Origin of the sequence: Psychrobacillus sp. INOP01 (genome assembly GCF_018140925.1) — a bacterium.
In the GTDB taxonomy this organism is placed as follows: domain Bacteria; phylum Bacillota; class Bacilli; order Bacillales_A; family Planococcaceae; genus Psychrobacillus.
In genome coordinates, this window is the sequence record NZ_CP073315.1 from 3,721,900 (window position 1) to 3,736,656 (window position 14,757).

General features: G+C 36.3%; 10 protein-coding genes. 9 read left to right on the forward strand and 1 reads right to left on the reverse strand.

The window, feature by feature from the left end; translation table 11 throughout:
* Nucleotides 1-192: 192 nt before the first annotated feature.
* From cax to glgA, 8 genes are all read left to right on the forward strand, one after another.
* Nucleotides 193-1,245 carry a calcium/proton exchanger gene (cax, locus tag KD050_RS18145; RefSeq protein ID WP_211893715.1) on the forward strand — a complete coding sequence of 351 codons (1,053 nt, stop codon included), beginning with the start codon at nt 193-195 and terminating at the stop codon, nt 1,243-1,245.
* 757 nt (nt 1,246-2,002) lie between these two features.
* A complete protein-coding gene (locus tag KD050_RS18150) occupies nt 2,003-3,010 on the forward strand; it encodes an LLM class flavin-dependent oxidoreductase (RefSeq protein ID WP_211893716.1) in 1,008 nt (335 codons plus the stop codon).
* Between the two features lie 600 nt (nt 3,011-3,610).
* Nucleotides 3,611-5,068, forward strand: a complete 1,458-nt coding sequence (dacB, locus tag KD050_RS18155; RefSeq protein ID WP_211893717.1) for a D-alanyl-D-alanine carboxypeptidase/D-alanyl-D-alanine endopeptidase — start codon at nt 3,611-3,613, stop codon at nt 5,066-5,068.
* A gap of 490 nt (nt 5,069-5,558) precedes the next feature.
* A complete protein-coding gene (locus KD050_RS18160; protein WP_211893718.1) occupies nt 5,559-6,581 on the forward strand; it encodes a glycoside hydrolase family 15 protein in 1,023 nt (340 codons plus the stop codon).
* Nucleotides 6,582-6,897: 316 nt separating this feature from the next.
* A complete protein-coding gene (gene glgB / locus KD050_RS18165) occupies nt 6,898-8,844 on the forward strand; it encodes a 1,4-alpha-glucan branching protein GlgB (RefSeq protein ID WP_211893719.1) in 1,947 nt (648 codons plus the stop codon).
* Nucleotides 8,834-9,991, forward strand: a complete 1,158-nt coding sequence (locus KD050_RS18170; RefSeq protein WP_211893720.1) for a glucose-1-phosphate adenylyltransferase — start codon at nt 8,834-8,836, stop codon at nt 9,989-9,991. Before glgB ends, KD050_RS18170 begins: the two co-directional genes overlap by 11 nt.
* A gap of 15 nt (nt 9,992-10,006) precedes the next feature.
* Nucleotides 10,007-11,113 (forward strand): glucose-1-phosphate adenylyltransferase subunit GlgD, encoded by a 1,107-nt coding sequence (gene glgD, locus KD050_RS18175; protein ID WP_211893721.1) that lies wholly within the window; start codon nt 10,007-10,009, stop codon nt 11,111-11,113.
* An 18-nt stretch (nt 11,114-11,131) separates the two neighbouring features.
* The gene (gene glgA / locus KD050_RS18180; RefSeq protein WP_211893722.1) at nt 11,132-12,562 is read left to right on the forward strand and encodes a glycogen synthase GlgA; all 1,431 of its coding nucleotides are present in this window, start codon (nt 11,132-11,134) and stop codon (nt 12,560-12,562) included.
* Between the two features lie 203 nt (nt 12,563-12,765).
* Here the strand turns inward: glgA and KD050_RS18185 are convergent, their stop codons facing one another.
* Entirely contained in the window at nt 12,766-12,906 is a 141-nt protein-coding gene (locus tag KD050_RS18185; protein WP_211893723.1) for a hypothetical protein, read from the reverse strand.
* Nucleotides 12,907-13,515: 609 nt separating this feature from the next.
* Between KD050_RS18185 and KD050_RS18190 the strand changes: the two genes are divergently transcribed.
* Nucleotides 13,516-14,751: a sugar ABC transporter substrate-binding protein gene (locus KD050_RS18190; protein ID WP_235753849.1), complete on the forward strand. Its 1,236-nt coding sequence runs from the start codon at nt 13,516-13,518 to the stop codon at nt 14,749-14,751.
* Nucleotides 14,752-14,757 lie beyond the last annotated feature (6 nt).

Below are 14,757 nucleotides of genomic sequence, written 5' to 3' on the forward strand. Positions count from 1 at the left end.
TTATTAGAATACATAGGATATGGACAATTCTAGAATGAAAACCACAATGACTTTTGAGATAACCAATGAGTAAAAAGTTGTTGAAGGGAGAAAGGGTGTTTAATATTTTTCAAAAGTAATTGGAATAGGTTTCTAATTTTAAAAAAAAGGGAAATATAGTGTAGGAACTCGTTTAATGAAGAGGTGTTTTTTGTGGATAAATTCTTTGCCATTCTTGTTTTTGCGGGTGTGCCATTAGTTCTGGTAGGTGCATTTCTCAATTGGTCGGATATGGTTATGTTCATTCTTTGTTGTGCAAGCATTATTGGTCTTTCAGGGTACATAGGGCGAGCTACGGAAAGTCTTGCAATTGTGAGTGGACCAAGAATTGGGGGATTGTTAAACGCTACCTTTGGAAACGCAGTTGAACTTATTATTTCTATTTTTACGTTGAAGGCAGGCATGGTTGGAATCGTTTTAGCTTCACTGACGGGATCCGTTCTTGGAAACTTACTACTTGTACTTGGGCTTTCATTTTTTGCTGGAGGTATCAAGTTTAAACGTCAAAAATTCAGTGTTCATGATTCCAGATATAATGCAGGGTTGCTTATTTTTGCTGTTATCATCGCTTTTGTAATTCCTGAAGTATTTTCAATGGGGATGGATTCGCAAAAAACGTTGAACTTGAGCATTGGAATCGCCGTTATTTTAATCGCACTATATCTTGCGGGATTATTTTTCAAACTTGTCACACATCGAGGGGTCTTCGCTTCCTCGGACCAACCAGAAAAGGAGAAAGAAGTGCCGGAATGGACGAAAGGTAAAGCCATTTTAATACTTCTATTAGCAACTATAGTGGTCGCTTTTGTATCGGAACAATTAGTCCATACATTTGAAATGCTTGGCGAGAAGTTTGGTTGGACAGAATTATTTATCGGGGTCATTATCGTAGCGATTGTTGGAAATGCAGCTGAACATGTTTCCGCCATTACAATGGCCGTCAAAAACAAAATGGATGTATCAGTGGAAATTGCAGTCGGTTCAACATTGCAAGTTGCCATGTTCGTAGCACCAATATTAGTTATTGTTTCTTTGTTTATGCCAGAACCAATGTCGCTCGTTTTCACATGGCCCGAACTTGTGGCGATGGTTACTGCCGCACTTCTCGTGATTAACCTTTCAAATGACGGGGAATCGAATTGGTTTGAAGGTTTGACCCTTTTCGCCGCATACTTAATCATGGGAATCGGTTTTTATCTTCTGTAGGAGTGCAAAGAAAAAAGTCAGTGTCCGAGAGATGGATGCTGACTTTCTGTTGTTAAAAAACAGGCAAGGTGCTGGCAGTTAAACAAAGAATGGAAGAAGAAAAACGTAGTGTATTTTGATTTAAATAATGTAAGGCATCGTACAGGCAAAAAAGCTAAACTACATTTCTAATTCGTAACTCTAACTTATAACGCTTCACGTTTGGCTATGGATAGATAAAACGAAAAGTTTTGTTAACAGCTTAGTTTTAAAAACCAAGAAAAAGGTCAGTACAATAGTCTACGTTTTTTAAAAAGTAAGATTTATGAAATTGACTCACATATATTAATTTCTATAATTTAAGAGGCTAGAAATTGAAATAAGAAAAATTATTATCTCAATTTCTAGAATACATAGAATATGGACAATTCTATAAAGATATCCAATATGTTGTTTGAAATTATCAATGAACTGAAACAGGAATCACAAATGTTGATAGAATTGTCAATATACAAAAAATAGTTCCAAATTATTTAGGCAGTAAACATGGCGAATCAATGGGAAAGTCTAATTAAAAGAGTTACCGTATTAATACAAGCCTTTTTACTTCAGGTAAGAAGGAAATTGCCAGAAAACCAGGTAGAATAAGTTGTTCAAATAATTCAATCCAATTAGACTGTTTTAGTATCCATCACTTATGAAGCAGATACCTTGAAGAATTTATTACTTGGTTCTATTATCAAATGGAGATGTTTGAATAACGAAGGGAAGTAAGTATATGAATAAAAAACTTCAGACCGTCCCTGTATCGGTCTTGGATTTAGTAGCCGTAAAAGAAGGACAGACAAATAAAGAAGCTTTTAAGGATATGGTTAATCTTGCTCAACATGCTGAAGAGCTCGGCTACAATCGTTATTGGCTAACGGAACATCACAATTCACCTACCGTTATTAGTTCTGCTACTTCTATTTTAATCGGTCATGTATTGGAAAAGACAGAAACTATTAAAGTAGGTTCAGGTGGGATTATGTTACCAAATCATGCACCAATTGTTGTTGCAGAGCAGTTTGGTACACTTGAAACCATCTATCCGGATAGACTGGATTTAGGCCTGGGCCGCGCTCCGGGAACTGACATTCAAACTGCTCATGCTCTGCGCAGAACGACACAGGAAACTTCTTTTTCTTTCCCGCAGGATGTGGTGGAATTGCAAAATTACTTTAAATCATTAGATCATCAAGGTGGAGTTCGTGCATTTCCAGGTGTAGGTGTTAGTGTACCAATTTACATTCTTGGTTCAAGTACTTCAAGCGCGGAATTAGCTGCTCGTTTAGGGCTACCTTATGCATTTGCTGCACATTTTGCCCCTCAGCAGTTAGAGCTAGCGATTCAAATTTACCGAAATAAGTTTGTTCCTTCTGAATATTTATCTGAACCGTATGTGATAGTTTGTGTAAATGTAATAGCAGCAGATTCAAATGAGGAAGCTAAAAAGCTCGCTACATCTAGTGATCGTTTTTATTTAAATGTAGTAACTGGTAAAAAGGACTTGTTGCAGCCTCCAGTTGATACAATGGATGGTCTATGGAACCATTTAGAAGAAAATGCGGTACGTAGGATGTCGTCTTATACGTTTAAAGGCGACCAAAATGTTATCACCGAGCAATTAAAATCATTCTTGGGAGCATTTCAAGTAGATGAATTGATGGCTGTTACCTATGTTTATGACCAGCATGCTAGAAGACGTTCATATGAAATATTTAAGGAAGCCGTTGATCAACTTTAAGGAAAACACTTCCTGCCAAATTGAATTCTTACGCTTCAACTAAAAACTCAGGATCTGTGTTTCCAATAGATGGCGTTGGACGGATAGTTTAATAAAAAAGACATTCCTTTTGGAATGTCTTTTTTTTGTAGAAAAATCCAAATAATTAGGTAATTACCCTTATAAGAATAACAATGCAAAATAAATTGCACAGTTTCTATTTAATAGTAGAAAATCTATTTGTTAGATTGCTCGCTAAAAATTTTCTTGTAGAAGTTAGTACTAACTAACCTCCATAATATTTAACTCTATGGACTTAACCACTATATCCTTTGTTGGTAGTGTAAGAGGCGCGGATTATTTTTTAGTTGTTCAGAAGCGGAGTAAATTAAAACAACTTACCGGACATAATTTAATGAATCTAAAAATAATAATTTATCGTTCAAATATTCTAGGTCAATAGACGTAATTTTTGAAAAAAATATAGGTTTATATATTTAGGGTAAGTTTTTTAAGCTCAATCTAAAAGCCTGTTTCTTATAGTCTTAGAGGATAAATTTTCTTTTTGATGAATATACACTTAAGTAATAATCTAAAAATTCAAACAAGTGGGGGAAAATCATGAAGAAAAAATGGATTACCATGGTGATGACTTGGGTGTTAGTTATGGGTATGTTAAGTTTTCAAAATGCTGCTCAAGCAGAAGAATTAGTAAAGGAAACGTTAAATGATTCTATTACTAGGATTGTAGAAGAAAAATTACCAGGAGCAAATGTGAGTATTACTGTAAGAGACCGATTCTCCGGAGAAGCGATTTATGACTACAATGGTCTTGCAACTGTAAAACCAGCGTCTAATATGAAACTTTTGACTACTGCAGCAGCTTTAGACATATTGGGAAAGGATTACCGCTTTAATACAAGCCTTTATACCTCTGGGAAAATTTCAAACGGGATTTTAAAAGGGGATGTCTATTTAAAAGGGCAAGGTGATCCAACTTTATCCATAGAAGACTTGCAACAGTTCGCAGAAGAATTAAAAGCACAGGGTATCCATGAAATCGATGGTCGGATTGTTGGTGATGACAAATGGTTTGATGATGATTTATTAACACCTGGAATTTGGATTGGGGACGAGTCTTATTATTACGCTGCACCTATTTCAGCTTTAACCACTTCTCCAAACACAGACTACGATTCCGGTACGATTATCGTAGAAACAGTTGGGACTATAGTTGGAGACTTACCATCCATTAAAGTAACTCCTCACATTGGTGATTTACAAATAGTAAATGAAGCACAGACAGTGGAAGTGGGAAAAGCCAATACAATAACGATCGAAAGATTACATCAAACAAACAAGATTGTCATTAGTGGTAACCTTCCTGTCGATAAAACTAAGAGAGAATGGGTGACAGTCAAACATCCAACGACACATACATTGACGATGTTCCAGACAGTTTTAGCAGAAGCAGGAATTGAGTATTCAAAAGAAAAAGTATTTCAAGCTGCAACACCAAATAGTGCAAAACTCGTTGCAATGAAGCAATCGATGACACTGGAGCAACTGCTAATCCCCTATATGAAACTAAGTAATAATGGTATTGCGGATATTTTAGTGAAGACGATGGGTAAAGTGAAAAATAATCACGGTAGCACAAAGGCTGGTCTACAAGCTATAAGAGAATATGGAAACTCAAAAGACTTAAATATGACAGATTGGCAATTTGAAGATGGTTCAGGAATGTCTCACGAAAATAGGGTTTCGAGTTTATTGGTAAGTGAGTTGTTATATCAAGTGCAAGGAGAAGATTGGTTTACTACCTATTTTACTAGCTTACCAGTAGCTGCAAATACAGATCGAATGGTAGGAGGTACTTTAAGAAATCGATTGAAAGATCCATTAACAGCCGGAAAAGTCTATGCAAAAACCGGGTCATTAACCGGTGTTAGTACGTTGAGTGGTTATCTAGAAGCTGGTAGCGGCCAATCGTACATCTTTAGCGTGTTAGTACAAGATAAATCTGGGGCTTCCACTACGATTGATGAAATTGTTAAAGTAATAGCAGAAGAATTGTAAGATTTTGCGTTAGCACTTCTACTATTTAGTATTTAGAAAGATACCGCTAAACTAGAATTAGATATTTTATAAACACCTTTACGTAAAAATGGGTTCTGTCCCTTTAAACGTGGGGTGTTTTTTACTTGTTTGTAAGTGGAGTGCAACTTTATATTCTTTCTAAAAAAATACTAAAGAAAAGGTAAACTCATTACAAACGTCAAAAGTTGATTTGAAGTTTTATCTTTCGGGTATTAGTAACATTAGTTATTAACACCCTTAATAGAGTTTGAATCGTGGTCATTTCCTATACTGAATATAAAGTATTTGCCAATGAATTTTTAGGTATTGGGTCTGATTGCTTTTCCAAATAACAAATTCCTACATAAAATATATGTAATAAAATTTTTTCGTTTTATACTGGAAACGCTTTCGTGGAATGGTTTGTCTAGAATAAACGCAAATGGTTAACAATCACTATATAGGCAATTATTTAAGGGAGGTCTCGTATATGAAAATCAGCAATGCATTTGAGGTTTTAGATCGGATGCGCCTACCGAACGGCGCTTACACTGCGAGTGTTTCAAAGGACTATCATTTTGTTTGGATACGTGATGTCGTATACACAGTTTTGCCTTTTTTGCAAAACGAATCTGATCGATATGAAAAAGCATATCATGCCTTATTTGAACTATTTAAAACCTATGAATGGAAAATCGACATTCACCGTGAAAAAAAACCGGTTTACCTTTTTGAATATATTCACTCACGGTATTCCACAGATTTAAAGGAAATGGGCCAAGAATGGGGCCATGCTCAGAATGATGCAATTGGAGCCTTCTTATGGGGAGTAGGGGTTGGAGTAAACCACGGACATAAGGTTATCCGTGATGAGAAAGACCTGGCAATTGTTCAGAAGCTAGTCGACTATTTAGAGTGTCTTCAATACTGGCAGGCAAAGGATAATGGGATGTGGGAAGAAAATATGGAACTGCATGCTTCAAGTGTAGGTGCATGCGTGGCAGGATTACGTGCGGTGAAAATGCTCGTAAATGTGAAGGATGAACTGATACAAAAAGGTGAAGAGACGCTCCGTTTTCTTTTACCACGGGAAAGTGAAACGAAAGAAACAGATTTATCCCTTCTATCACTTATTTATCCGTATCGTATAGTTGAAAGGAAAACGGCACTCAAGATTATCGAGATGGTTTCTGAACGCCTTGAGCGGAAAAATGGCTGCATTCGTTATCAGAACGATCAGTATTACAACGAAGGCAGCGAAGCAGAATGGTGCTTCGGGCTACCTTGGCTAGGATTGTGCTATTTTGAACTGGGTATGCATGATAAGGCTTATGAATATGTTAAAAAAACGGAACAAATCGTACCAAATAATTGGGAAGTCCCTGAGTTATATATTGGTGGTAAAAATGTGCCAAATGGCAATACTCCACTAGCTTGGTCCGTATCCCTCTCTTATATATTTTTAAACCGTATGATTAATATGTCTTCTTCACAATTGACAGGAAATGACTGAGGCTTCAAATACAGGTGTATTCTTATAAATTCTTATGGATCACATTTAAAGTATAAAAGTATGGTATGTGGGAGGACAGCTGATAAATAGTCTACGGGTATCGCACTTTAGAATTTTATTATTGATATCATTTCACGATCTAAATGAAAGTTACAAAAGTCCTTCATTCCTTGGAGGATTTTTTATTTTGTTTTAAAATTATTAATTATTGTAAAAAGTCAAATATTTTAAAGGTGTTTTTAGATAGATGGCGAATAATTTAGGATAAGCACTGGTATATAAATTCAAATAATCATAGATTGTAAGAGGTGTTGAAATGGTAGGAATTATGAAGTTGAATAACCGGCAATACCCAAGTGATTTTGATGTATATCTTTTTCATGAAGGAACACTGTTTGAAAGTTATAAGATGCTTGGAGCTCATATCCTATATGAGAACAATATTCAAGGTGTGCGTTTTGCAGTTTGGGCGCCGCATGCAAGGCAAGTTTCCGTTGTGGGTATCTTTAATAAATGGAATGGTACTCGGCATCCAATGGAACGCTTGGATTCTGGAATCTGGGTTTTATTTATTCCCGAGCTTTCTCATGGAGACATTTATAAATATGAGGTTATAGGACCAGATGGACGGAAGGAATTAAAAGCAGATCCTTATGCCTTTTATTCAGAGTTGAGACCGGCAACAGCTTCAATTATCTACAATTTAAATACATTTGAATGGCAAGATCAAAAATGGATGGCACAGAGAATAAAGAAAGATATTTACCACAAACCGATGATGATTTACGAAGTTCACCTAGCCTCCTGGAAACAAAAAGAAGATGGTGAGTTTTATAGTTATCAAGAACTCGCTGACGAATTAGTCGATTATGCAATTGATAATGGCTTTACACATATTGAGTTGATGCCTGTTATGGAGCATCCTTACGATGGTTCATGGGGTTATCAAATAACTGGTTATTATTCAGCGAGTAGCAGATATGGTACACCTGAGCAATTAATGTATTTAATAGATCAATGTCATCAAAAGGGCCTTGGTGTAATTCTGGATTGGGTGCCTGCACATTTTTGTAAGGATGCGCATGGCCTTGGAAGGTTCGATGGAACACCTCTATTCGAATCGGTAGATCCCCTGCGAGCAGAGAGGCCAATCTGGGGAACATATAGTTTTGACTATAGTAAGCCCGAAGTTGTTAGCTTTCTGATTTCAAATGCAATGTTTTGGATGGATTTTTATCATGTTGATGGAATTCGGGTTGATGCAGTTTCATCCATGATTTATCTAAATCATGATAATCCGCTTCCAGTAAAATTGAAAAATCAGTTTGGTGGCGAAGAAAATCTTGAAGCAATTGAATTTCTAAAAAAGTTAAATGAAACCATTTTTCGAAAATATCCTGGTGCCCTCATGATGGCGGAGGAAGCAACCGAATGGCCGCTGGTTACAAGTCCAACTAGTACAGGCGGACTTGGATTCAATTATAAATGGAATATGGGTTGGTCAAATGACGTACTGAAATATATGAGGCTTGATGTTGGCGAACGACCAAAGCATCATCACCTACTGACATTTTCATTTTTGTATGCTTTTTCGGAAAATTTTGTCCTTCCATTTTCACATGATGAAATGGTCCATGGAAAAAGATCATTATTAAATAAAATGCCTGGCGATTACTGGCAAAAATTCGCAAATTTACGTCTCTTGTTCGGCTATTTATTCGCTCATCCAGGAAAAAAGCTTTTATTTATGGGCAGTGAAATAGGGCAGTTTGACGAATGGAAATACCAGCAAGAAATGGATTGGATGCTGTTAGATTTTGAAGCTCACTCCAATTTCTATCGATACTATAAAGAGCTAAATAAATTTTATCAGGAAACTAGTGCCCTATGGCGCCTGGACCATGAGCAAACTGGCTTTCATTGGATTGATGCGGACAATACGGAACAAAGCGTAATTACTTTTATGAGGAGAGGAAAACGGAAGGGGGATTATTGCATAGTTGTTTGTAATTTTTCAGCCGATGTTTACCATAATTACCAAATAGGAGTTCCGTCCAACGGGAACTATTTCGAAGCATTTAATAGTGATGCTACATCGTTCGGCGGTTCGGGACAGTTGAATTCTGCCCCAATCCATACCAGTAAAATTCCGCACAATAATCAACCTTACTGTCTTGAAATAACCGTACCGCCACTAGGGATTGCTATATTCATGAAAGAAACAAAAACACGGAAAAGGGGAGTCAGTACAAATGGCATCTAAAAAATGGGTTGCAATGCTTTTAGCAGGTGGTCAAGGCTCAAGACTCGGGGAGTTGACGAGTGACTTAGCTAAACCCGCAGTACCATTTGGAGGCAAATATCGGATCATCGATTTTACCTTAAGCAACTGTACACATTCAGGTATAGATACAGTCGGTATACTTACTCAATATCGTCCACATATTTTGAATTCATATATTGGAAATGGCCGCCCATGGGATCTTGACCGCAATAACGGCGGAGTTTCTATCCTTCCACCTTATCAGGGAAAAGATGGTGGGGAATGGTATAAAGGTACCGCAAATGCCGTGTACCAAAATTTCCATTTTATCGATCATAATGACCCAGAATATGTACTTGTAATCTCAGGGGACCATATTTATAAGATGGATTATAATAAAATGCTCGAAGATCATATTGATAAGGGTGCACATGCAACTATTGCTGTCATAGAGGTACCATGGGAACAAGCAAATCGCTTTGGTATCATGAATACTGATGAAATGGATCAAATTATTGAATTTGATGAAAAACCTAAACATCCAAAAAGTAATTTGGCTTCGATGGGTGTGTATATTTTTAATTGGAAACATCTAAAAAAATATTTAACAGAAGACGAAAAGGACAGCAGTTCCACTAATGACTTTGGAAAAGACATTATTCCAAAGATGCTGCAAGATGATGCAAAATTACAAGCGTATCGATTTAAAGGCTACTGGAAAGATGTAGGTACGATTGACAGCCTGTGGGAAGCGCATATGGATTTGTTGGAAGAACCATCTGATTTCAAGCTCGGAGACCCAAACTGGCAAATATATGCAGGAAATGCCAACCACCCCCCACAATATATATCTGAAGATGCAGATGTGACACAATCTTTAGTCAATGAAGGTTGTTTGGTATTTGGGAAGGTCGACCATTCTGTTCTTTCTTATAACGTCCAAGTTGGAAGTGGCTCTATCGTCAAGAATTCCGTAATTATGCCAAATGTGAAAATTGGAAATAATGTAATAATCGAAAAGGCAATAATCGGTAGCGGTACAATTATCGAAGATGGGGCTGTAATCTCTGACACTAAACAAAGACTTACATTAATCGGTGAAAATCAGTTGGTTTCTTCGGAAAGTGCTTTTCTGCAAGCTTTATAATAGGAGGTAGCTTAAATGAGAAATGTATTGGGTGTAATTAATCTTGTAAATGAAAGACCCATATTAAAAGAATTGACCCATCATCGTTGCCTAGCCTCCATACCATTTGGCGGACGCTATCGAATGATTGATTTCACTATGTCAAACTTTATGAACGTTTCCGTAAGTAAAGTTGCCATTTTCACAAAAGATAAATATCGATCATTGATGGATCATCTAGGTTCTGGAAAGGAATGGGATCTTGATCATCGTTCACAAGGTCTATTCATTCTTCCTTCGATTCATCCTGATGAAAAAATCAGAGGAGATTTACAGCAGTTCTATGATCATTTAGAATTTTTCCAACGGGCAACTGCAGATACAGTAATTATTGCTCCTGGTCATCATATTTGTAAAATTGACTTTAATGATGTGATCAAAGAACATGAAAGTAGTGAAGCCGATATTACAGTTCTGTACAAGGATTATGATGGTTTATCAGTGAAAAGACCAATTTATCATCAAATTTCACTCGATACAAACGGTGAAGTCCGTGATGTAAACTTTTATACGTCTCCTAAGAAAGGTGATCATATATGTTTGGAAACATATGTGATTAAAAAACAACTATTAATAGATTTAATAATGAATTGTATAGAGTATGATGAATATGATTTTTTGAAAGATATTGTTAAAGCAAATTTGATAAATCTAAAAGTGCAAGGTTATCAGTTCACGGGTTATATGCCTTTTATTCATTCCCTAGAAACATACCATGCTAGTAATATGGAATTTCTTAACCCAGAAATTCTTCGTAACTATTTTTATGATTCATGGGAAGTTTTCACGAAAATTAAACATGAAGCACCTGCCGAATTCACAAATTACTCTAAGGTGTCTAATTCTTTAATAGCCAATGGATGTATTATTGAGGGCACCGTCGAAAATAGTATTATTTTCAGAGGAGTAAAAGTAAAAAAAGGTGCAGTTGTTAAAAACAGTATCATTATGCAAAAGGGTGATATTGAAGAGGGAGCACATGTCGAAAATGTGATTACTGATAAACAAGTAACCATTACAAGGGATCAAATCATAACGGCGAGAAATAAGCCAATGGTGATCAAAAAAGAGGGAGTAGTTTAAACTGGAGGTTACAACAGCATGAATGTATTATTTGCAGCCTCAGAGTGCGCCCCATTTATAAAGACCGGGGGACTGGGTGATGTTATAGGCGCCTTGCCTCAAGCTTTACATAAAAAGGGAGCAAACGTTAGCGTGATACTACCAAAATATGGCGACCTTCCATTACATTTTAAAGAACAAATGCAATGGATCAAAAGCATTGAAGTACCTGTAGGCTGGAGACGTCAATTTTGCGGTATAGATAAATTTCATTATCAGGGGATAACAGTATACTTTCTCGATAACGAATATTATTTTAAAAGGCATGGTAGCTATGGCTTTGGAGACGATGGTGAACGTTTTGCTTTCTTTTCCAGAGCCGTACTAGAGGCTCTACCGTATTTAGAAGAACGGCCCAATATAATCCATTGCCATGATTGGCAAACAGGGTTGATACCTGTTCATTTGAAGGCCCATTATGAAAATAATCCATACTACCAGGGCATCAAAACTGTGTTCACTATTCATAATTTACGCTACCAAGGGGTATATCCTAAATCAGTGCTTTCTGATTTGCTGGATTTAAGCGAGCTCTATTTTCACATGGACGCCTTAGAGTTTTATGGGGATGTCAGCTACCTAAAAGGTGGACTGGCCTTTGCTGATTGCGTGACAACGGTAAGTTCAACCTATGCAGACGAAATACAGTCTCCCTATTATGGGGAAAGACTTGATGGGTTCTTACGAAAAATAGGAAATGATCTTCAAGGAATCGTTAACGGAATTGACAATGACTCCTATAATCCAAAAGGTGATGAAAATTTATTTCTTCCATACGACGAATATAGTGGAAAGTCTGTAAATAAAAAGCATCTACAGGAAACACTTGGGCTTCCTATGAACCCTGATATCCCAATAATTTCAATGGTTACTAGACTAGTTGATCAAAAAGGTATAGATTTGATTCTACATGTATTCCATGAAATCATTGGTTTGGATGTCCAATTTGTTTTACTAGGTACAGGCAATCAGGAGTATGAAGAGGCATTCAGATATTTTGAAGAAATTTATCCCGATAATGTGTCAGCCAACCTTTATTTTGATGAAGCATTGTCACGAAAAATTTATGCCGGTTCAGATCTTTTTCTAATGCCATCCCAATTTGAACCGTGCGGAATTGGACAATTACTTGCACTTCGCTATGGATCCTTGCCGCTCGTCCGTGAAACAGGTGGGCTGAAGGATACGGTAATACCTTATAATGAATTAACTGAAGAAGGAAATGGATTCAGCTTTGCTAACTATAATGCCCACGAATTGCTGTATACAATTGAGCGTGCAGTTGCACTATTTCGCTTCCAGCCGAACAAATGGAGGAACCTAGTAGAGCGTGCAATGGATCTTGACTTTAGTTGGTCATCATCTTCGCAGCAATATCTCAAATTATATCGTGATCTCCTAAAAATCTGATAAATAAAAAAGAATGGTTTTCAAATTGTTGAAAACCATTCTTTTTGTGCACCCCCAAATTTAGGATTACCATTTACATTGACACAGTCTTTGAAGGATGCGTCATCCTTTAGTTCGATCCATTTTGTAGTAGTAGCTTTTTAAGGAGAAAGCATTGATAAAATTTTTTGAATGCCTTTATCAATGAATGATTGGATGATCTATTATCGATTCTTTTGGTTATTTTGTTGTGCATTTTTCTGTTTAGCTTGATTTAAATCTAGATCTTCTGCAAATTCTTCCCGATTGTCATTTCTTGAATTAGGTTCTTTCTTCTTAAAGTTTGGTTTGCTTTTCTTTGTCATGATATCCTCACCTCCTAGAGTTTAATGTGCTCAGTATAGAAGATGTTATTCAAAATAATTAGTTCTTTGCAATTCTTTTATGAAAATGGAAATAGTTCATTAAATTAATAATTTTTTAAGGGATTGTTTTAGAAATTTGTTTGAGGAAGAATTATATTTGGAACTAGCGTTAACTTTATATCCAATGCAAGTCAAACGTATCGATTATTTCATCAGAAAAAGAGTTAGGATTATTCCTATAAGATTTTAATAGGCTTATGGATTGCAAGTTAAGAAGAGAATTATAATATATAAATTGAAAGCCGAAAGCCGACCTAATCTGGTCCGGTTTTTTCTTTTTTCAATTAGATCGTAATTTAAGACCGTTTAAAGACATTGTCTCTTTCTGTTAAATCGTATACTATGAGTTTATTAATTAACTTATTATTCTGTAAATTAAACCCGATAATTTTATCTTTAAATTTAAGCGTTCTCAAAATTTGTAGTAAACCTCGCTTCCTTTGTTATAGCTTATGAATTTCCACATGATTTGAAAGGGGGGAGGCATGAAATAGGAACTAAGAGAAATGGGATAGACACAATTAATGAAAAATGGAAGGGGTCAATTAATTGAAAAAACTAATAATTTTTCTATTATTATTAACATGCGGAGTATTACTTATGGGGTGTAGTGATGAAGCGGGGACTTCTGAATCTAAGGGCAAAGGAGAAATTACAGTTTGGGCTCATCCTTATACAGACAACCAGGAAAAAGAAGGGGAAATGTGGAAGGAATTAATCGGTTCCTATGAGGAAACAACAGGTGTAAAGGTTAACTTTCAACAAATTCCTTGGGCAAACCGTGACCAAAAAATCCTTACAGCTTTAGCAGCCAATAATGGACCAGATGTGTTTTATGCAATTCCAGATCAAATGCCCCAATATGCAGAAGCCGGAATGCTATTAGATCTCAGCTCTTATTTGGAAGACAATGATATGGAAGATTTTGTGGATAGTTCAATGGTTTCTGCTACATGGAAGGGTAAGACGTATGGAGTGCCTATCCTTCAATCGGTTGAAACCTTTATTTATAATGTGGACGTAATTAAAGCAATAGGAGAAGACCCAACAAAACTTCCTACAACATGGGAGGAATTTGAAGAGTGGGCTGAAAAAGCTAAAGAGAAAGGTTACTATGCCTCTAGTTTTCTAGGAGGAGGATCTATGAACGGGACTCTATATCCTTACCTATGGCAAGCAGGAGGAGAAATTCTTACAGAAGATAATGAAGTAATGATTAATAACGAAGATGGAGTAGAGGCATTTGAATTTATTAACAAAATGTATAAAAACGGATGGATTCCAAAGGATTCTATTACTGCTCTAGAACATGATTCTCTATGGGATAGTGGAAAACTACTATCTATACAAGGAGCAGGCCTATCAGTTAGTAGAATGTTAGGAAAAGAGACTTTTGAGTTTGTCATTGCTCCTCCTTTGAAAAACAAAAAACAGGCTACCTATGGAACCACTGGAATGTTTGTAGTCCCTATCAATTCAGATAACCAGGATGCGGCAGCTGAATTCATTAAAGTTATTACTAATGCTGATAACCAAAGAATATTTAATAGAGAAACACAATTTATCCCTACCAGAGAATCTGCAAAAGATATTTATGATGATCAAAAATATCTAGCTCAACTAGCGTCTTACACTGAGTTCACTCGATCTGGAGTAATACATCCTGAAGGACGTAACATTATGCCTTTAATACAAGCAGAACTTCAAACTATGCTAGAAGGTAAAAAAACTCCAAAAGAGGCTGCTGATGCAGCTGCTGAGTCCATAAAAGGAAAGCTTAAATAAGATTAA